The sequence below is a fragment of the Alteromonas sp. Mac1 genome, assembly GCF_001562125.1.
GTDB lineage: Bacteria > Pseudomonadota > Gammaproteobacteria > Enterobacterales > Alteromonadaceae > Alteromonas > Alteromonas stellipolaris.
The window spans coordinates 2,145,052-2,165,135 of record NZ_CP013932.1 but is presented as its reverse complement, the minus strand read 5'-3'; the positions used below and the strand labels follow the sequence as shown (position 1 = coordinate 2,165,135).

Annotated in this window: 17 protein-coding genes; 4 read left to right on the top strand and 13 right to left on the bottom strand. The window is 42.7% G+C overall.

The window, feature by feature from the left end; genetic code table 11:
- Positions 1–14: 14 nt before the first annotated feature.
- Entirely contained in the window at positions 15–671 is a 657-nt protein-coding gene (queC, locus tag AV939_RS09190; RefSeq protein ID WP_013784947.1) for a 7-cyano-7-deazaguanine synthase QueC, read from the bottom strand.
- A gap of 117 nt (positions 672–788) precedes the next feature.
- Between queC and queE the strand changes: the two genes are divergently transcribed.
- Positions 789–1,439, top strand: coding sequence for a 7-carboxy-7-deazaguanine synthase QueE (gene queE / locus AV939_RS09185; RefSeq protein WP_057796275.1), 651 nt, complete (start codon positions 789–791; stop codon positions 1,437–1,439).
- Positions 1,440–1,470: 31 nt separating this feature from the next.
- On the top strand, positions 1,471–2,331 hold the full coding sequence (locus AV939_RS09180; RefSeq protein ID WP_057793072.1) for a hypothetical protein: 861 nt from the start codon (positions 1,471–1,473) through the stop codon (positions 2,329–2,331).
- A 118-nt stretch (positions 2,332–2,449) separates the two neighbouring features.
- Here the strand turns inward: AV939_RS09180 and asnB are convergent, their stop codons facing one another.
- Complete coding sequence (asnB, locus tag AV939_RS09175; RefSeq protein WP_057793070.1) at positions 2,450–4,123, bottom strand: asparagine synthase B; 1,674 nt, start codon at positions 4,121–4,123, stop codon at positions 2,450–2,452.
- Positions 4,124–4,514: 391 nt separating this feature from the next.
- Here asnB and AV939_RS09170 point away from each other — a divergent pair, with 391 nt between their 5' ends.
- Positions 4,515–5,297 (top strand): RMD1 family protein, encoded by a 783-nt coding sequence (locus AV939_RS09170; RefSeq protein WP_013784943.1) that lies wholly within the window; start codon positions 4,515–4,517, stop codon positions 5,295–5,297.
- 95 nt (positions 5,298–5,392) lie between these two features.
- Here AV939_RS09170 and AV939_RS09165 read toward each other — a convergent pair whose 3' ends face one another.
- Positions 5,393–7,081 (bottom strand): M28 family metallopeptidase, encoded by a 1,689-nt coding sequence (locus AV939_RS09165; protein ID WP_063457191.1) that lies wholly within the window; start codon positions 7,079–7,081, stop codon positions 5,393–5,395.
- 69 nt (positions 7,082–7,150) lie between these two features.
- Between AV939_RS09165 and AV939_RS09160 the strand changes: the two genes are divergently transcribed.
- Positions 7,151–8,035, top strand: a complete 885-nt coding sequence (locus AV939_RS09160; RefSeq protein WP_057793068.1) for a DUF3025 domain-containing protein — start codon at positions 7,151–7,153, stop codon at positions 8,033–8,035.
- Positions 8,036–8,091: 56 nt separating this feature from the next.
- On the opposite strand, the gene AV939_RS09155 is transcribed toward AV939_RS09160, so the two are convergent.
- From AV939_RS09155 to AV939_RS09110, 10 genes are all read right to left on the bottom strand, one after another.
- The gene (locus tag AV939_RS09155) at positions 8,092–8,793 is read right to left on the bottom strand and encodes a YIP1 family protein (RefSeq protein WP_057793066.1); all 702 of its coding nucleotides are present in this window, start codon (positions 8,791–8,793) and stop codon (positions 8,092–8,094) included.
- 235 nt (positions 8,794–9,028) lie between these two features.
- Positions 9,029–10,759, bottom strand: coding sequence for an SLC13 family permease (locus AV939_RS09150; RefSeq protein ID WP_057793064.1), 1,731 nt, complete (start codon positions 10,757–10,759; stop codon positions 9,029–9,031).
- Positions 10,760–10,778: 19 nt separating this feature from the next.
- Complete coding sequence (gene cysN / locus AV939_RS09145) at positions 10,779–12,194, bottom strand: sulfate adenylyltransferase subunit CysN (protein ID WP_013784938.1); 1,416 nt, start codon at positions 12,192–12,194, stop codon at positions 10,779–10,781.
- Position 12,195: 1 nt separating this feature from the next.
- The gene (gene cysQ / locus AV939_RS09140) at positions 12,196–12,978 is read right to left on the bottom strand and encodes a 3'(2'),5'-bisphosphate nucleotidase CysQ (protein WP_057796271.1); all 783 of its coding nucleotides are present in this window, start codon (positions 12,976–12,978) and stop codon (positions 12,196–12,198) included.
- Positions 12,979–12,995: 17 nt separating this feature from the next.
- Positions 12,996–13,592, bottom strand: coding sequence for an adenylyl-sulfate kinase (cysC, locus tag AV939_RS09135; protein ID WP_057793062.1), 597 nt, complete (start codon positions 13,590–13,592; stop codon positions 12,996–12,998).
- The gene (gene cysD, locus AV939_RS09130) at positions 13,592–14,506 is read right to left on the bottom strand and encodes a sulfate adenylyltransferase subunit CysD (protein WP_013784935.1); all 915 of its coding nucleotides are present in this window, start codon (positions 14,504–14,506) and stop codon (positions 13,592–13,594) included. Before cysD ends, cysC begins: the two co-directional genes overlap by 1 nt.
- 286 nt (positions 14,507–14,792) lie before the next feature.
- Entirely contained in the window at positions 14,793–16,301 is a 1,509-nt protein-coding gene (gene putP / locus AV939_RS09125) for a sodium/proline symporter PutP (protein WP_057793060.1), read from the bottom strand.
- 150 nt (positions 16,302–16,451) lie between these two features.
- On the bottom strand, positions 16,452–18,461 hold the full coding sequence (locus tag AV939_RS09120; protein ID WP_057793058.1) for a GGDEF domain-containing protein: 2,010 nt from the start codon (positions 18,459–18,461) through the stop codon (positions 16,452–16,454).
- A gap of 255 nt (positions 18,462–18,716) precedes the next feature.
- Entirely contained in the window at positions 18,717–19,421 is a 705-nt protein-coding gene (locus AV939_RS09115) for a DUF3379 family protein (protein ID WP_057793056.1), read from the bottom strand.
- Entirely contained in the window at positions 19,414–19,971 is a 558-nt protein-coding gene (locus AV939_RS09110) for a sigma-70 family RNA polymerase sigma factor (RefSeq protein WP_057793054.1), read from the bottom strand. The genes AV939_RS09115 and AV939_RS09110 overlap by 8 nt, the downstream gene beginning before the upstream one ends.
- Positions 19,972–20,084: the final 113 nt, after the last annotated feature.

The following is a 20,084-nucleotide window of genomic DNA, read 5'->3' as shown; positions in this document are numbered from 1 at the left end:
AGGCGCCAAACCGATTATTCGTAGCTAAGTGGATCAGTACAGTGATTTTCTCTGAAAGCTTCTAAGCGCTCTTCACAGGCACCGCATTTACCACACGCTTTCTCTCTTCCGTTGTAGCACGTCCATGTTTCGCCGTAGTCTAAGCCCATTTTTAAGCCATCGGTTAATATTGCCGTTTTACTGTCTTTAATATAGGGCGTTACGATCTCAACAGGGGTGTAGTTAGCAATGCGACAAACATCACTCATTTTTTCCACAAACTCAGGGCGACAGTCTGGGTAAATAGCATGATCGCCCGAATGAGCACCATAATACACTTCGTTTGCTTCTAAACTTACGGCATAACCCACCGCTAACGACAGTAAAATCATATTACGATTAGGCACTACGGTCTGCTTCATGCTGGGCTCTTCGTAATGCCCTTCTGGTACATCGATATCAGAGGTTAGCGATGAGCCACCTATTAAGCTATTAATAGCGCTAATATCCACAATTTTGTGAGGCACGTTTAACGATTTACACACCGCTGCCGCATAATCCAGTTCTTTTTTATGGCGCTGACCATAATCAAAAGAAAGGGCGTGAACGGTCTTACCATCACGTAAGGCCTTGTGTAAAACTGTGAATGAGTCCATTCCACCTGAATAGATAACAACAACGTTTTCTGACATAGTTTTAAAGTTTTGAGAAATTATGCCCGAATTTTATGTGATCCTTGGTAAAATCGAAACATACAATCGTTAAAGGGTGACATTTTGTCGAAATTAATCACGCTGAACATCAATGAAATGTTCGAAACCATCCAAGGAGAAGGGGCACATACCGGTATCCCGTCTATCTTTGTTCGCTTACAAGGATGTCCTGTGGGTTGCCCGTGGTGTGATACCAAACATACCTGGACGCTGGACAACGCTTTAGTAACCACGGCACAACAGGTTATTGATAAGACTAATGAGTCTGAGCATTTTTTTGAAATCGATGAAAACAAATTGTTGTCGCTGTTTTCTGAACAAGGTTATGTGGCAAAGCATGTGGTTATCACCGGTGGTGAGCCATGCATGTATGATTTGCGCCCGCTTACCACTCTGTTACATGACAGCGGCTTTTCCACGCAAATAGAAACGAGTGGCACGTATGAAGTGTTATGTGATGATAGGACTTACGTGACGGTCTCGCCTAAAATCAATATGAAAGGAGGGATGCCGGTTTTGTTAAGCGCCCTTGAGCGTGCGAATGAGATTAAACACCCTATTGCCATGCAAAAACACATTGATGAGTTAGATGCGCTGCTAGCCGATGTCTCTTCGTTAGCAGGTAAGCAGGTTTGTTTACAGCCGATAAGTCAGCAACCACGGGCGACCGAACTTGCAGTACAAACCTGCATAGCCCGTAATTGGCGACTATCCTTACAAACACATAAATATATTGGTATAGAATAAATTACATAAGCGTGAGCAAAGGAGTTCGATAATGGCGTTGAAGTATGTAAAAACGGCACTGCTTTTGTGTTCGTTGCTTGTAGCAACACAAAGTGCCGCGGCATTGTGGACAATTAACTACCCTAAACCGCTAGATGACTCTGACGCTCGCGCCGAATACCCCATTGCCTTGCTTAAACTTGCCCTTGATAAAACGGGTGTAAATTACGAGTTATTGCCATCAGATCGCATTCTTTTGTCTTCAAAGGCATTGCGTCAACTGCGTGAAAATCGTGAAGTGAACGTGGTGTGGAGCATGACGGACAGCCAACGTGAAAAAGATCTTCTCCCTATTCGAATTCCCATTGCGAAAGGACTTATTGGCCTGCGGGTATTTGTTATCAATGTAGACAGGGAAGCGGAGTTTGCCCGGGTTTCATCAAAAAGTGAATTAATGAACTTCACACCATTACAAGGTGAAGAATGGCCAGACACTAAAATACTGCAAGCCAACGGCTTTAATGTTGCTACAGTCCCTAACTTTAAAGATGCCTATTCGTTATTGCTTCAAAACAAAGGGGATTTCTTTCCTCGCTCGGTTATCGAGGTATCAGCTGAACTTGAAGGGCGATCGGCATCACTTAAATTAGAGCCTGATATGGCAGTTTATTACCCAACTGCCATGTACTACTTCGTTAATAAGAGTAACCCAACGTTAGCACGGCTAATTGAAACAGGATTAAATCGTGCAATTGAGGACGGCTCTTTTGAAGCGTTATTTAAATCTTCTAATGAAGCCATTTTAGAGCAGTTAGACATCAAAAACAGACGAATCTATACGCTTGATAACCCCTTATTACCGCCTGAAACACCGTTAGCCGACGAGCGGCTTTGGTACGTAATTGAACAGTAAAGTAGGGCTTACAATTCGCTCTAGACTTTATCTACAGCCCTTATATAACATACATAGAACTCATAAAAAAAACGCGGCAAGAGCCGCGTTTTTTATTTAAAAGTTCAGGTGACTAGAACTAGTCAGAGGCACCTGAATGCACGTCTTTCATTGAACGACCTGAAGGATCGGCATTGTTCTTAAAGCTTTCATCCCACTCAAGCGCTTCAACCGTACTACAGGCAATAGATTTGCCACTAGGTACACAACGGGCCGCGCTTTCTTGCGGGAAGTAACCTTCGAAGATAGTACGGTAGTAGTAACCTTCTTTGGTATCTGGTGTGTTCACTGGGAAGCGGAACTCAGCAGAAGCAAATTGTTGGTCAGATACTTCGTTCTCAACGAAATCACGGATAGAATCAATCCAAGAATAGCCTACGCCATCACCGAACTGTTCTTTTTGACGCCATAGCACTTCGGCAGGCAGAGTATCGCCGTTGTCGAACGCTTTACGTAAAATCCATTTTTCCATTTTACCATCAAGACACATTTTATCTTGTGGGTTTAAGCGCATAGCCACGTCGATAAAGTTTTTATCTAGGAATGGAACACGGGCTTCAACACCCCATGCTGAAGTTGCCTTGTTCGCACGAGCACAATCGAACAAGTGAAGACGATCTAGTTTACGTACCGTTTCTTCGTGGAACTCTTTCGCATTTGGCGCTTTGTGGAAGTATAAGTACCCACCAAAAATTTCATCAGCACCTTCACCAGACAATACCATCTTAATACCCATAGCTTTAATCTTACGGGTCATTAGGTACATTGGCGTTGCCGCACGAATGGTAGTGGTATCGTAGGTTTCTAGGTGGAAAATCACGTCACGAATGGCATCAAGCCCTTCTTGAATAGTGAAGTGAATTTCGTGGTGTACAGTACCAATCATATCAGCCACTTTTTTAGCAGCTTTCAAATCTGGTGCACCTTCAAGGCCTACCGCGAAGCTATGCAGGCGAGGCCACCATGCTTCTGTTTTATCTTCGTCTTCTACACGTTTTGCAACGTACTTAGCTGCAATTGCAGAGACTAATGATGAGTCCAAACCGCCTGATAATAATACTGCGTATGGTACGTCTGACATCATGTGAGACTTCACTGATTTTTCAAACGCTACACGTAAATCGTCAAGGTTAGTGGTGTTGTCTTTTACTGCATCGTACTCCATCCAATCACGTTTGTAGTACTTCGTGATTTGACCGTCTTTACTCCACAGGTAATGACCTGGAGGAAATTCGCTGATGGTTTTACAAATAGGTGCCAACGCTTTCATTTCTGAAGCAACGTAGAAGTTGCCGTGCTCATCGTAACCTGTGTATAGAGGAATAATACCCATATGGTCGCGAGCAATTAAATAAGCATCTTGTTCGTCGTCATAAAGAACAAATGAGAACATGCCTTCTAATTCATCAACAAAGCTCACACCTTTTTGTTGAAAAAGCGGAAGAATAACTTCGCAATCTGAGCGAGTTTTAAACGGATAAGGTTCTGCTAAATCATCAGCGAGTTGCTTATGATTATAAATTTCGCCATTTACGGCTAAAACTTGTTTGCCATTTTGGCTGATAAGCGGCTGAGCGCCGGTGTCCACATCAACAATAGCCAATCTTTCGTGACAAAGAATGGTATTGTCATTATTCCAGATTCCCGACCAGTCAGGGCCACGGTGGCGCAATAATTTTGTTAATTCGAGGGCTTGGGTTCTGAGTTCAGACACATCGGTTTTGATATCAAGGATACCGAAAATACCACACATAAAACGGATTCTCTCTGTTCACTTGTTGAAAAATAATTGAGGTTTTTTCTGTCGGGTACTCGCGAACGAGTTGGCGAAGGTATTGTTGTTTTTTTTAATCGCGCTTTCGCATGCCTTGAATGTGCCAGTCTGACAGGAAATTGCAAGTACAATATGATGAGAAAATGGAAATTGTTATTCCAAAACTCACGGTTCTTAGGTGAAAGTTTCGCTGTTATTAGGTGCAACAGAAAATAGGTCGTACAAATAGTAGGCAGAATGCGATTTTTTCTCACTATATCCATATCAAAATGTATTTTATAAGCTACTGATTTTAAATGATTTATATTTGTATCTCTTTACCTTGTTTGAGCGCATAATCTGCCGGTTTTTTCAACACCTGGTAAAGGGTATGCAATTTTCAAACGACCGAGTTTCGGTATATGTTATTCCTGATGTAGATAGCCTTCAAATGGACGCAAGTGTTCAGGGTTCGCGCTATCGTGATGCCATGCACATTGAAGTGACCGGCGGTGAAGCTTGGCTTTTCGAGTATGGCGTGGTGGTTTTTTGGGGCGTGGTAGAAGAAGAGCGTGTTGCCTTGTTAAATAGGTTACAGGTGAGCCCTAAATTATTGTCTGGTATTCACCAAGAGCATCTACAGTTTGCGTTTACAAGCGATGTGCTTAGGCTACAACGGGACTTAATTACCTTATCGATTGACGATCCATTACTTCGGCTATCAATCAGCCATGGGTTAGCCCAGTCAATTAAGCTCAATGAATACGAGCATAAAGCGCAAGACACCATTACTCGCTATGCGTATTTGCCGAAAGCGTTGGCCGAAACGGGCAAGATAACATTACGTCGACCCGCATTGGCAAAGATTCGTGGGCATTTGTTTAGTACAAAGAGCGACATCTTTTTGCATTATGGGTTACTTGATACACCAGAGTTCTTTTGGGAATACCCAGAATATGAGCATGCTTATAATGCCACAGCCCGATATCTAGATATTCGCCCTAGGGTAGATGTGCTTTCAAACAAGCTAAATGTTATTCATGAGCTGTTCGAGATGTTGGCAGAAGAATTAAATCATAAACATTCATCGTTTTTAGAGTGGATAATTATTATCTTGATCGCGTTTGAAATAGCGACCTTTGGTGCTGAAGAGCTTAAAGGGTTATTCATGTAAGAAGCACGATATAACGTGCGTTGTTTTAGCAATAAAAAAGCCCTGTATCCACAGGGCTTATTATTTTTAAATGTTTGTATTATCTGAGACTAAACTCAATTATTACGTTGAAACTCGCTGGTTTCTTTCCAGGCTGGCCACTGCTCTGCATTCGCAACGTTAAAACCAACGTCAAACAATAGCTGGGTATCTTGTACAATACCGCTTAAATCCCAATCGTCACGGTATTGGTCACACACTTGGTGATAACAGCCTGTGACAATCACATTCATGCGTTTACGGTATTTAGCAGTTGTCTCGTCAGCAGGCTCGTTACCCCCTTCTGCATAAAGTGCAGGCACGCCTTTTTTCGCAAAGCTGAAGTGGTCAGAGCGATAGTAATAACCTGCTTCCGGGCGGTCTTCCTGAGTAATGGTTCTACCTTGTTTATCGGCAGCAGTTTTAAGGTAATCTTCTAAGTCTGACTTGCCCATGCCTACCACGGCTACGTTCTTTGTCTTTCCAAGTACGTTCATGGCATCCATATTAATATTGGCCACAGTATCTTCCAGTGGGATGACGGCGTTGTCTGCGTAGTATTTACTGCCCAACAAACCTTGTTCTTCGGCCGTTACTATTAAAAACGATACAGAACGCTTAGGCGAAATATCTAAGTGTGCGTAGGCTTTAGCCATCGCCAAAATAGCAGCGCTTCCTGTGGCGTTATCGTGTGCACCATTGTAAATATTATCGCCTTCTTTGGTTTCATCTTTTCCTAAATGATCCCAGTGCGCGGTGTAAATAACATGCTCGTTTGGTAGCTCTGAGCCAGGTAGTGTGGCAATGACATTGTGACTTTCAGATTTTTTAAACGTGTTTTGCACGGTTACCGATGCATTAATATCCATTGCTTTATGATAAGGCCCAAGCTTGGCTTGGTTCTTTTCTTCTTGAAAGTCAAAACCTGCATCTGCGAACACTTTTTCAGCGGCGCTTAATGTTAACCAACCTTCAATGGCAACACGGCTAGCACCTTTGTCTTTAGATACTAACCCATACTGAGGGCCACTCCAGCTATTCGCTACTACTGACCAACCGTAAGAGGCTGGGGCAGTCTCATGAACAATTAACGCACCTGCAGCGCCTTGACGGCTAGCTTCTTCATACTTGTAGCTCCAGCGGCCATAGTAGGTCATAGTCGTGCCTTGGAACTTCCCACTTTCGGGGTTCTCAAAACCTGGATCGTTTACCAAAATCACCACAGTTTTGCCGGTAACATCTAAGCCTTCATAATCGTTCCAGTCGTATTCAGGTGCGTTAACACCGTAGCCAACAAATACCAGTTCTGAATTCTCAAGTGATACGGTTTCTTGCTCGCGTTTAGATGAAGCAACCATGTCTTCTTTATACACAAAGCTATTGTCGCCAATCGTCATGGTCATTTCAGGGCTAGCGGTAATTTCCATTAACGCCACTTTCTGAAGGTAGCTATCGCCGTTCCCCGGTGATAACCCTGCTTTTTCAAACTCTCGGGTGAGATAATCCAGCGTTTTTGTTTCACCGATGGTGGTGGGCAAGCGGCCTTCAAATTCGTCAGATGACAGTATTTTTAATGGTTCGCGAATATCTGCATCTGAAATGCTGGCGTAAACTGAGTCGAAGTTCGAAGCAATTTCTTTTGTTTGGTTTTGCGTTTCGGATTGCGCAGTGTCGTTATCAAGCGCGTCGTCAGGCGCGTTATTGGGGCTGCAAGCACTTACCGCTGATACGGCAGTTACCAGCAAGGGCAAAAACATTTTTTTCATTGTTAGTCTCTGTTTGCTCTACAATATCGCCCAGTATAGAGAAAACCTTAAGATGAACCAATATTAAGTATGCCAATACCTGTTACTCCTTGGTGTAAACACCATATTCAAGATAATGCGTCTTTACCAGTACATACGCTGTTGAATGAATTCATGTTATTAGACGACACTGACTTTCCTAGTGCTGCAAGGCTTAATCTTTTACGTGAAGCGTTTCAGCCCCAATGGCAGGGCCCTATGTTTGTAGCGCAAGGGGAACTTGATAAGCAAAGTGACCCAAACCACAGCCGTTACTATGAAGAAATAATCGCGAGCGACAACAGTGTCCCCACTCGTGAAAATAGCTGGCATGATTTGTTCAATGCTCTTATCTGGATACAATTTCCCAGTACAAAAGCATTATTGAACACCATGCACATGCAAGATATTGCTCACCATGGCACACACCCAAGAACCGAGCGACGAAACCGCATTACGCATTTTGATGAATGCGGCGTGGTACTCGCGCTAGAAGAAGGGGATGCCAATAAATCAAACATGTTGTTGAATACGTTAGCCCAACATCAGTGGCAGGATAGCTTTTTAACCCATAGGCACGAGTGGGGAACCCACATAACCCCCTTTATTTTCGGGCATGCAAACCTTGAAATGATGCTTTCGCCTTTTATCGGGCTTACGGGGAAGTGGTTGGCAGTGAGTGTGCCTAAAGGGTTTAGTAATATGAATAAATGGCAACAACGCCAAGAGGTAGACAAATCATTGGTGAAACGTATCACTGAGCTTGATGCGTTCAACAAATCTCCGCTACTAAAACCTATTCCTTTGCTAGGTGTACCAGGGTGGTACGAAGAACAAGATGAAAATTTCTATAACAATAGCGAGTACTTTAGGCCTTTGAGGCCGGGAGCAAAACCTTCTATTCAGTTACCGCTTTTCGACATAACGACGGTTTGAACTCACTTCTTACACCAAACTTAGGTGTAAGAAGTGAATTGAAAGTGGTGCAGAACTTAAATAAGTGCGAAAACACCCCAAATACCGTAAATCACGGCGTAAGGAGCGGAAGCAATAATTGCTGCCTTTTTCGTAGAGAACGAGGTCCATTGAGTGATACCTACCATCGTAAGATAGATAGTCCAGAACAACTCAACGCGAATAGCCTGTGCAAACGCGAACCATGGTGATGTCATTTCAATACCTAGTATGTAAGAAAGTGACAGTGGAGCAAGTATGGCAGGGGATATTTGGTGATCGCCCGCAAACATAATAAGTGCAGCAGCAATAAGACCCGTTACCACGTAAGGCATAGACACCCACCACGTAAAGCCATACCAATCCGTAAAGCCGAAAACATGACTGTCGTCACTGCGTGTTGTTAAATTTAAATAAACGGCAAAAATAGCGTTAACCACGGTAAGTGCAAAGAATGCACCTATTAACTGGGAAAGCATGAGGGTGTTTCTAGTGAAAAAGGCGCGCATTTGGTCTTCTTCTGCCGGACTCATTGCATCTTGGGCTGCAATATTAATATTCGCAAACCATTCAATATCAACGAAGTTTACGTACAAATATTGAGACGACAAGGTCATCATCATAACAATAATAAAAGGAAACCAACTCCAGTTGTTTTTCTCACCAACAGCTTTAAATACGCCATTAGGCCGAAAGAATATATCGTTACACGCTTGAAAGGGGTTTGATACTGAATGCATCCGTTGCTCCGAGATGAAATATTATATTAGTTTTGTTTAGGTTACTGATATAGCGAAGCTAAGTACAGGCGCTGCTTAAAGAACTGTACCTGTTTTTAGTAAAAACTTGTGTCGAATGCGTAGTAGAGGGGCTTATTTGTACTTATAGTAATGCCGCACATATAAAAAAGGCCAGTATTGAATGAATACTGGCCCTTTAATGACGACTATACCTCGTCAATCGCGTGCTTACCTGTTAATGACTTAAATACGTTAAGTTCAATAAGCAGAGCACGATAGCGCTATACAGTAACGAGATAGGTAACCCTATTCGAATAAAGTGGCTAAATTTATAATTAGCGGCATTGAATACTAGCAAGTTAGTTTGGTATCCAAACGGCGATATAAAGCTAGCACTTGCCGCAAAGGCAACCGCTAATGCGAATGGCATAAGTGGTGCGCCTATGATTTCAACTAGTCCATAAGCAAAAGGGAACATGAGCGCAGCAGCTGCGTTATTGGTCACAAATTCCGTCAACAGTAAGGTAGCGAAATACACTACGATTAACGCAATAAACCAATCGGTGTCGGCCAAATACGGAATTAACTGCGCAGTAGAAATGGCAATAACCCCTGAAGACTCTAACGACGTGGCTAAGCTTAACGCCCCAACAATCACGATAATTAGGTTAAGCGGTAAATTACGCTTCATCTCACCGTTGTTTGTTACCTTGGAACCAATCAATACGGCAGCCAAAAACAACAGACCCATCGCGAGTGAAATAATATCAGCCGCGGCTAACGTTACTACAGTTAGAAAACCGCCAAGGGTTATCCATTCCTGTCGGTTAGTTAGCGGGCGAGAGATTTTTTGCTCAGACAATATAAAGAAGTTTTTACTTAAATTTTGTCGAGTATTGAAATCTGGCCCAGCGGCAAGTAATAGAAAATCACCTGCTTTAAGTTTTATTTCACCCAACTTACCTGATAACTGCTCGCCGTCACGGCGAATCGCCACTACGGCCGAATCGAACAATGCTCTAAAACCGAGGTTTTTAATGGTTTGCCCAATAATTTGAGCGCGGTTTGCTACCACCACTTCGGTTAAGCTTTCACGCAAAATGCCGTCGGTTTCAGCAAAGGTGGTTAACCCTTTTATGTGGCTTAAGTTATCAAGCTTTTGCACATTGCCGGTAAAGATAAGTTTATCGTTTTCTGCAATCACTAAGTCGGGACCAACGGGAGAAATAAGGTTACCGTCGCGAACCACTTCAACCAAAAATAATTCAGGTAAATTACGAAGGTGGTTTTGCTCAACGGTTTTGCCAATTAGCTCTGAACCTGAGTTTACCTTCGCTTCAACCATGTACTCTTGGTAGTTGTCGTTCTTGTTCGCAATATTAGGCAGTAATGGCGTGAGCACAAACATCAGTACGCCACAGCTTAAACCGGCAACTAGCCCATATAGTGTGAAATCAAAAAAGTTAAATCCAGGATGACCATGCTCTTGTAAAAAGCTATCGACAATCAGGTTGGTCGAGGTACCAATTAAGGTCACCGTTCCACCAAGTATGGCGGCATAAGAAAGCGGAATAAGTAAGCGGGAAGCGGGGTGATATTGGTTTTGTTTAATAGGCCCTATAAGGCTGGCCACTATAGCCGTATTGTTCAACAACGCTGATGAGACGAAGGTGAGTGAAAACAGTTTCCAATACGATTTAGAGAAGCTTGTACTCACGAGCTTTCGACCAATACGCTTTATTAACGCAGTTTTGTCAATTGCACTACTGACTAACAGCAGCAAGACAAGGGTGATTAACCCTTTGTTGGTTAGGTTCAACAAAATGTCATCAAGTGACAATTGTTGAGAAACCAATAGTAATAACACGGCGCCTGAAAAAACAGTAGACGGGCGCTGATTTGAAAAAATCAGCGCAAAAATCGTGCTGGCGAAAATCGCCAGCACGATAAACTGGTTAATATCCATATATTTTCCAGTCCTGCTTTTACAGCTTGCTAATGTCCACAGCGCTCCAATGAGGGAAGTGCTTACGTACTAGAGCATTAAACTCTAATTCAAACTCTGAGAAGTCTGGAGAAGCGTGTTGTGCATCTTTAGCAAGTTCATCAATGATCATACCTGCACCAACAGTGCTGTTAGTCATGCGATCAATAACGATGAAAGAACCCGTAGGGCGGTTACGCTTGTATGGGTCGCACGCTACGGTTTGGGTGAACTTCACATCTACTACACCAATTTCATTCAAGTTAAGGTGCATCGCATCTTTTTCTTCAAGGGTGTTCACATCAATTTGGTTATCGATATGAGACACAACACCTGTCGTTGACTTGGTAGCAAACTTAAACAAGAACTGCTTGTTTGGCATAAGTGGTTCTTCGTCCATCCATACCAAATGCGTTTTAAATTGGGTAGAAAGTAGTGGCAAGTTACCTGATTTAACAATCATGTCGCCACGTGAAATATCAATTTCATCTTCTAGTGTAAGGGTAACCGCTTGAGGTACATAAGCACGCTCTTGGTCGCCTTCAAAAGTCACAATCGATTTTACTTTCGACGTTTTACCAGAAGGAAGAGCAGTGACTTCATCGCCTGGTTCAATTTGACCAGATACAACCGTACCGGCAAACCCACGAAAATCTAGATTAGGGCGGTTCACGTACTGAACAGGGAAACGGAAATCATCATGATTATCGTCTTCACCAATTTTTGTGTTCTCTAGCATCTGCATAAGCGGAATACCATCGAACCATGGTGTGTGTTCGCTCACGTTTACTACGTTGTCACCTTCAAGTGCAGAAAGTGGTACGAATTGAATATCTGGAATATCCAATTGCTCTGAAAACTTCAGATAGTCTTGCTTGATCTGGTTGTACACTTCTTCAGAGTAATCCATTAAGTCCATTTTGTTGATAGCAACAATAACGTGCTTAATACCTAACAAAGATACTAGGAATGAGTGACGTTTAGTCTGTACTTTTACACCGCCACGGGCGTCAACAAGTATGATGGCAAGGTCGCATGTAGATGCGCCAGTTACCATGTTACGTGTGTACTGCTCGTGTCCTGGAGTATCAGCAATGATAAACTTACGCTTATCAGTAGAGAAGTAGCGGTATGCTACATCAATCGTAATACCTTGCTCGCGCTCTGACTGAAGGCCATCAACCAATAGGGCTAAATCGACTTTCTCACCAGTAGTACCCGATTTTTTGCTGTCTTTAGTGATAGCAGCAAGTTGGTCTTCATAAATCATTTTTGAATCATGAAGTAGGCGACCAATTAGGGTACTTTTACCGTCATCTACACTTCCGCATGTAAGGAAACGTAGCATGTCTTTTTGTTCGTGCTGCTCAAGGTAAGACAGTATGTCTTGCTTTAATAAATTGTTTTCGTTGTTCATGTTATGCGCTCACAAGGAAAAAGGGGTTTAACACAGACTCTTTTTGGTTGTAAGTAAGAGCGTCGGCGTTGTCATTTAACGGATCGTTAGGGTCTAGCACAGTCACATTTGCACCTGCAGCTAAGGCTACAGCATGGGCTGCGCCTGTGTCCCATTCAGAAGTAGGGCCTAAACGAGGATAAAGGTGAGCTTCACCTTCAGCCACTAGGCATAACTTCAATGAACTTCCCATGGCCACTAATTCAGTTTCACCCTCTAATTGAGACAGTAAATTTTGAATTTCGGGGCTTTGATGAGAACGGCTACCGACTATCTTCCATACTTGTGCACCATCGTGCTTGCGTGCAGAAATAGCAGTAAATTCGCCGTCTACTTCAGTCCATGCGCCTTCACCCACAATACCTACATAGCTTTTGTTAAGTGCTGGTGCGTACACCACACCCATAGTAGGTTTGCCGTCTTCAATCAACGCAATATTTACCGTGAACTCACCGTTCTTTTTGATGAATTCTTTCGTGCCGTCAAGCGGGTCAACAAGCCAGTAAGACTGCCATTGCTTGCGCTCATCCCATGAAATATCTGCCGATTCTTCCGATAAAATAGGAAGGTCAGATTCTTTTTCAAGGGCATCAACAATTACGTTGTGCGCCGCTAAGTCTGCTTCGGTTAGCGGGCTGGTATCTTGTTTTTCATAAATGGCGAAATCTTTATCGTAAATCGCCATTATTTTATCGCCTGCTTCTTTAGCAATGCGAAGAATGGTTTGTGCCAGTGTATTAGTCATTGTATTAGCCTGGGCCATTACACAAGTCCTTTTTCTTGCAGTAACGCATATAAGCGTTCAGCAGTTTGCTCTGCAGGTTCATCTTGATACGTTAAATGTATCTCAGGCTTTTCCGGCGCCTCATAAGCAGAGTCGATACCAGTGAAATCTTTAATCTCACCGCTACGCGCTTTCTTATAAAGCCCTTTCGGGTCGCGCTTTTCGCACACTTCGATAGGTGTGTCGATAAACACTTCAACAAATTCGCCGTCTTCTAAAAGGCCACGGCAATAGTCGCGATCCGCTTTAAAAGGAGAGATGAAGGCCGTTAAAACCAGCGTGCCAGAATCAACAAACAGTTTTGCAACTTCGCTGATTCTGCGAATGTTTTCTACACGGTCTTTATCACTAAAACCCAAGTCGCCACATAAGCCATGACGCACATTGTCACCGTCTAATAGGTAAGTGTGCTTGGCTTGCTCGTGAAGTTTTTTCTCAAGCAAGTTGGCCAGAGTAGACTTACCAGAACCACTTAGGCCGGTAAGCCAGAACACGCGAGGCGATTGATTCAGCTTTGCAGCGCGGGTGGTTTTATTCACCTCGTGCTTGTGCCAAACAACGTTGTCGGTGGCCATTAGAAATACCCTTCCATTTTCTTCTTCTCCATAGAGCCAGAGCTATCGTGATCAATCACGCGGCCTTGACGCTCAGAAGTTTTGGTCAGTAGCATTTCTTGAATAACTTCTGGCAAGGTAGCCGCAGTAGACTCAACAGCACCTGTTAATGGGTAACAACCAAGGGTACGGAAACGTACTGAACGCATTTCAGGCGTTTCGCCTTCGTTCATTGGCATACGTTCATCATCTACCATAATTAATACACCATCACGCTCAACAACAGGGCGAGGCTTCGACAAGTAAAGCTGAGGAATGTCGATGTTTTCTAGGTAGATATACTGCCAGATGTCAAGCTCAGTCCAGTTGGACATTGGGAACACACGAATGCTTTCACCTGGGTTAACTTGAGAGTTGTAAATGTTCCAAAGCTCAGGACGTTGGTTTTTAGGATCCCAACGGTGGTTGCTATCACGGAACGAATAAACACGCTCTTTTGCACGAGATTTTTCTTCGTCACGACGTGCACCACCAAAGGCTGCATCAAACTTATATTTGTTTAACGCTTGCTTAAGTGCGGCCGTTTTCATGATATCAGTGTGCTTTGCTGAACCATGCGAGAATGGACCAACACCTTGCTCAACACCTTCTTCATTAATGTGTACTAACAGATCGAAACCATGCTTTTTAGCTTGCTGGTCTCGAAACTCAATCATTTCTTGGAATTTCCACGTAGTATCTACGTGAAGCAATGGAAATGGAATTTTACCTGGGGCAAAAGCTTTGCGCGCTAAATGCAACAACACCGAAGAGTCTTTTCCGACAGAGTAAAGCATGACCGGATTATCAAATTCCGCAGCAACTTCACGGAAAATTTGAATGCTCTCGGCTTCGAGTTGTTTCAGATGCGTAACAGACGGGATACTTGCAGTCATTTTCGAGTCCGATTTATGTTATATAAGATAAAGTTATATACGAGTTATTTTTATGCATAGAACAATAACACATTTATTTACTAATGTAGTATGCGATTTAGCTATTTAAAATAGCCACCTTATTCCAAGAAATAAAACTGTCATACAATTTTTGCATAAGCGACGAAATTTAAGGCATCAGTCGCATCTACTGCATACTCAAACTATCAGTAAATAGTGCAACAATTAAGAAATTAAACTTACAAAAAAGCCCCGTAAAACGGGGCTTTAAATAACTATCTATCGGCTACTTATGCGATTCAAGTTTCTTTTGAAAGGCATCAAAGGTTTCAAGCACTCCTTCACGAGGCGTACCTGATTTGCTCAGTATTAGAATGGTCAGACTAGATAGAATGAACCCAGGAACAATTTCATACATCCAGCTACCTAACGATTCTCCGTTAATTGTCACCGGTAGGTAAATCCACAGTAATACGGTTACAGCGCCCACAATCATGCCGCCAAGGGCTGCACGACGAGTCATTTCTCGTTTGAACAAGCTAAACAATACCAGTGGTCCGAATGCCGCACCAAAACCAGCCCATGCATTACTCACTAAATCTAGAATACTGCTGTCTCTGTCGTAGGCTAAGAAGATAGCAACAAGGGCGACCGCCACTACGCTAACGCGACCGGCAATGACCAGTTCTTTATCCGACGCATCACGTCTAACAAAGGTTTGATAGAAATCGCTAGTTAACGAGCTTGATGTCACCAATAGCTGTGATGAAATAGTACTCATGATGGCCGCGAGAATAGCGGCAAGTAAGAAGCCACCAATTAGCGGGTGGAATAGAATTTGAGATAAGTAAATAAAGACAGTTTCAGGGTCGATGTTATTTCCATTGCCCGTAACATAAGCAAGGCCAAACAAGCCTGTCATTAGCGCGCCAATAATAGAAACAATCATCCAGCTCATACCAATTCTGCGAGCGGTAGGAATATCTTCTACCGAACGGATTGCCATAAAGCGTACAATAATGTGTGGCTGTCCGAAATAACCTACACCCCAAGACATCAAAGATATGATACCAATTACCGAGATAGCTTCATTGGTCGATGCGTCCATAAAAGCATTGAACAGTGCTGGGTTAATAGTGTCGAGTGCATTAATAGAAGCGCCTATGCCACCAAGTTCAGTGATAACCACTGCAGGTACGAGTACCAAGGATATAAACATGATGCAGCCTTGTACGAAATCGGTCATGCTCACCGCCATAAAGCCACCTACCAGTGTGTAAGCAACCACTACACCCGCAGTGACATATAAACCCGTTTCGTAGGATAGACCAAATGAAGTTTCAAAAAGCTTTCCGCCGGCGACGACGCCAGAAGAAGTATAAAGGGTAAAGAAAATAACAATCACCACAGAGGCAATCACGCGAAGTAAGCGAGAATTGTCAGCAAAGCGATTTTCAAAATAATCGGGGAGGGTAATGGAGTTATTAGCCACCTCGGTATAAACCCTTAAACGAGGTGCGACTAAAATGTAATTGGCTAATGCACCTAGAACAAGACCAACGGCTATCCACGCGGCGGAAAGGCCTGAAACGTACATTGCACCTGGAAGACCCATGAGCATCCATCCGCTCATATCTGATGCACCGGCTGATAATGCAGTTACGGCTGGACCAAGTTGCCGGCCACCTAACATGTAGCCTTCTACATTAGTATCTGTTTGGCGGTAAGCGAAAAGACCGATACCCAGCATGACAGCAAAATAGAGTCCCAATGAAATGATCGTACCCGTAGCCATATAAATTCCCTATGTTTTTTCATGCAATGCTAACATCAATAGCAAAGACTCTCTACGTCAGTCATTAACCTTGAATATGTTGAGTACGTGCAAAGCTCGATAAAGTTTTCTAAATGTAGAAACCTATCAAGGTCAAAATGAAAGCAGATGTTATATGTTTTCGTTCAAATAAGCGGTGAACGACATGGTTTCTATCTTACCTCTGCCGGTACTTTTAGCGCGATAGAGTAAGTTATCGCATGCCTTAATAATCTTATTGATATTGCGCTCACCTTTTACCTGAATGACGCCGGCAGAAAAGCTGGCACTGAAGGTCGCTTCAGTATTTGACCAGTTTTGATGGCTCTCTAACGATATTTTTATATCTTCAAGCAAGGCGTTCGCGTTTTCTTCTGTTGTATCGTGTAAATACAACAAGAATTCTTCACCGCCGTAACGGCAGAACTTATCTGTCTTTCTAATACGTTGGCGAACGACTTGTCCAAATTTTGTTAGCACTTCGTCACCCACCACATGACCGTACCTGTCATTAATTTGCTTAAAGTGGTCGAGGTCAATAAGCACTAAACAAGATGCAATTTTATTGGACATGGGCTTTGCGATTTCTTTAAACATTGCGCGTCGAAAAAGGGCGCCTGTTAAATCATCAATTTCACTGGCTTTAGCACGGGAGCGTTGTCTACGCCAAAACCAGAAAAGCAGAAACGTCGACATTACGGCAACCAAAGCAAATGAGAGGGCTTGAAAACGATCAGCCTTTAATTTTAGGTTTTGTTTGTCTTTTAGCCGAGCCATTTCTTGCAATATGTTAATTGTGATGTCTCGCTGCAACGCTGAATCGATGTTTAACTCATCCAAGTGGGCATATGATCCATTTGGTTGGCTTCTAATAAAATCGTATTCATGTTGGTGGAGAAGAGCATTCTTAAAATCACCTCTTAATCTATATAGGTCGCTAAGATGAGCATGCTTACTCAACAAAATTGATGTGCTGTAAGAAGAGTGCTTGGCTTGTGAGTTAAAATCCGAAGTTAATGTGTCCATCGCCTTTTTAAATTCAGCGTCACTGCCTTCAAGTGCTAAATAAGTTGTCTTGAGTGCGGAAAGTACGGGTAATAGGTTTATATTGGTTGGAAGAGCAATGCCTTCAAAGTGAGACAAATTCTCAGTTAACGCTATTATTTGCTCTCGATCGTTCGGCTCATCTCGGTGTAAAAAAACACTTACTTTCAACCATAAACTGAATAGAGTTTGTGGAGCACTTTGTTTTTTTATAGAAACTTGTTCAGCCTCATCCACCATTGTGAAAGCATCATCGAATCGCTGTAAGTGGTTTAGACTATTGATTACTCCAATGTAGACATATGACGTAGCAATGTCGTGTTCCTTGCTATCTTCTATGACAAATTGCTGATGAGTGACAGCGCGACTGTAGTCATTAAGGGTGGTATAGGCATCGGCGAGCCATGAGTGCGCCATTCTTTTATTAAGTGAAGTCTCTAGGCCGTTCTCTAAGTCAATATGTTTTAAGAAAGGTAGTGCATACTCGATTTCCACAACCGCTTTCATTTGATTTATTTCCGAGTATTCCATAGCAAGCCAAATACTCGCTATGGCGACTGCGTGATGATCCGAAGTTTTTAAGGCTTCTTGTTTAAGCGAATAGAGTAGGGGAATACTGTACTCTAGACGTTCACCAGTATCTAAATGAGCATTCGCAGTTTTATACATAATAAAGACCGCTTTTAAAGCAATATACCGGCTTACATTAATATTCTTAAGGTACGCCCAATCAGCTGGCGATGCTTCCTCAGCCAAATCTAGGGGGATTTTTGAATCTGATGTCGATAAAGAACCATCTAAGTGATAAAGAACAGTTTTGATTACCTTGCCAATCTCTGATGAATCCTGCTGAATTTCGCTAGCTAAGATTAATTTTGTAATCTCATCATCACTCAAACCAGAAGGGCTATTCCACATGTACATGATGGTGTTAACGAGGTTGCCTAATTGACGAAATTTTTCTTCTTCGCTTAATACGTTGTTAGCAACCGCATTCACTGACGTAAGGGTAATTAGTAACGCAAAAAGACAGGTAAGGGCTTTCTGAAAAAAATAGTAACAAAAGGGGGGAACAGCACAGCTAAAGCATTTATTCATAGGGGAATACGCGTTTTCTTATTACCGCAAGAGTGAAACCAAGACAGCGAAAACGAAACCAGATGTTATTTTTATTAGACGATAGTATAAAGTAAACTATGCAGTGTTTAAATATTCCTACTCGATAGCAACGCTATTTTATCTTATACATTAGTATAAAAAATCGGCCGCGAGGGCCGATTATAAATTGTAAATCTAAATAGTGGTGTAACGCTATTTAAAAAAGCTGACACCGCTGTTTTGGTATAGCATACGCTAAGCAGAAAAGTGAATTCTGTCGGCAACGGCCTTTTTCATTTCAGTTAAATCGGCGCCTTTATTACCCACTACCATAATATTTGCATGCTGCATTTTTATGCTTTCGCCATGGTATTGCTTGTCTTCGAACTCAGCGGGTACTCTGACATCTTTGCGTTCAGGTACAATAAATACAGACATTTTACCTTGTGGGGTGTCAACGATAAGATGCAAGCTTCTTACTGTGCTTAAGTGACAGTAATTGGCTACTTCAACATCCCCAATCATGTCAGTAAAGCTGCCACCAAAACTGGCTAGTTTCGCATTTACCTGTTCTAAATCTACTGGCAAGAATGTGTGAGCTTGCTCCGTTTCCGCATATTGCATATGAGCAAGTGCTTGCCCGCCAATGCTAACCGGTTGGTGGTACCACATGGTAAAACCTATCCCCACGGTAAAGGCAACGCTTGCAGCCATAGCCACATACCAGCGGCTTCGCTTCTGATAGCTTGCAAATTCATTCGCCGATTGCTGCCAAATAAGTTTGTGCTTTAAATCTTCAGGCACATCTACTTTTACAGCTTGTTTTAACTGCTTATCGAATTGCTTTTGTTCATTCCAGAACTTACGTTTGCTCTCATCAGCTTTCGCTGCGGCGATAACATCACTGTCAGTGGTTTCTGGATCGGCGTAAATTCGACGCCTAAATTCTAATTCATCCATTTGCCTGACCTCTCTGTTCATTTTGCCTTTCTAATGCCTCTCTCAATTGGTTCCTTGCTCGAAATAATCGTGTCATTACGGTATTTTTATTTAAATTCAGTTGCTGTGATATTTCATCACCGCTAAACCCAAATATAAGTTGTAAAACAAGGGGCTCGCGGTATTCGTCGCTCAACCCGCCTAATAGACGATGCAGCTCTCTGTCTTGTACATCGACTTCTGCATCTTGGGTTTCATCATGCACCGACACATCATCAATATCGACAGTATCGAATTGTTTACGTTCGAAACGACGAGCATTTTCACGGCGCAGTATGGTAATTAACCATGACTTGGCCGCTTTTTCATCGTTGAGTGAGTCGAGTGAGCGCCATGCTCTTAAAAAGGTTTCTTGCACAATATCTTCCGCAACCGAGCGGTCTTTAACCAGCCAGTATGCATAGCGAAATATATCTGCATGAAACGCATTGACGAGCGCTTCGTATCGTTTGTGTTTTGCTTTCATGTTGGATAAGACCCGACTGCTTCCAGATCTATTTCGTGCAAACATAAAAAATCCCACATTTTTTTAATTTTGTTAATTATGACACAAAAAAGCAGCCGGAAGGTTATCCTTAAGGCTGCTTTAAGTTTCATAACTGTTGGCTATTAAATCGCGTAGAT

Bases quoted from the DNA above. Each gene is read 5' to 3' on its own strand.
- queC (WP_013784947.1), bottom strand. From the start codon at position 671: ATGTCAGAAAACGTTGTTGTTATCTATTCAGGTGGAATGGACTCATTC.
- queE (WP_057796275.1), top strand. From the start codon at position 789: ATGTTCGAAACCATCCAAGGAGAAGGGGCACATACCGGTATCCCGTCT.
- AV939_RS09180 (WP_057793072.1), top strand. From the start codon at position 1,471: ATGGCGTTGAAGTATGTAAAAACGGCACTGCTTTTGTGTTCGTTGCTT.
- asnB (WP_057793070.1), bottom strand. From the start codon at position 4,123: ATGTGTGGTATTTTCGGTATCCTTGATATCAAAACCGATGTGTCTGAA.
- AV939_RS09170 (WP_013784943.1), top strand. From the start codon at position 4,515: ATGCAATTTTCAAACGACCGAGTTTCGGTATATGTTATTCCTGATGTA.
- AV939_RS09165 (WP_063457191.1), bottom strand. From the start codon at position 7,081: ATGAAAAAAATGTTTTTGCCCTTGCTGGTAACTGCCGTATCAGCGGTA.
- AV939_RS09160 (WP_057793068.1), top strand. From the start codon at position 7,151: ATGCCAATACCTGTTACTCCTTGGTGTAAACACCATATTCAAGATAAT.
- AV939_RS09155 (WP_057793066.1), bottom strand. From the start codon at position 8,793: ATGCATTCAGTATCAAACCCCTTTCAAGCGTGTAACGATATATTCTTT.
- AV939_RS09150 (WP_057793064.1), bottom strand. From the start codon at position 10,759: ATGGATATTAACCAGTTTATCGTGCTGGCGATTTTCGCCAGCACGATT.
- cysN (WP_013784938.1), bottom strand. From the start codon at position 12,194: ATGAACAACGAAAACAATTTATTAAAGCAAGACATACTGTCTTACCTT.
- cysQ (WP_057796271.1), bottom strand. From the start codon at position 12,978: ATGACTAATACACTGGCACAAACCATTCTTCGCATTGCTAAAGAAGCA.
- cysC (WP_057793062.1), bottom strand. From the start codon at position 13,592: ATGGCCACCGACAACGTTGTTTGGCACAAGCACGAGGTGAATAAAACC.
- cysD (WP_013784935.1), bottom strand. From the start codon at position 14,506: ATGACTGCAAGTATCCCGTCTGTTACGCATCTGAAACAACTCGAAGCC.
- putP (WP_057793060.1), bottom strand. From the start codon at position 16,301: ATGGCTACGGGTACGATCATTTCATTGGGACTCTATTTTGCTGTCATG.
- AV939_RS09120 (WP_057793058.1), bottom strand. From the start codon at position 18,461: ATGAATAAATGCTTTAGCTGTGCTGTTCCCCCCTTTTGTTACTATTTT.
- AV939_RS09115 (WP_057793056.1), bottom strand. From the start codon at position 19,421: ATGGATGAATTAGAATTTAGGCGTCGAATTTACGCCGATCCAGAAACC.
- AV939_RS09110 (WP_057793054.1), bottom strand. From the start codon at position 19,971: ATGTTTGCACGAAATAGATCTGGAAGCAGTCGGGTCTTATCCAACATG.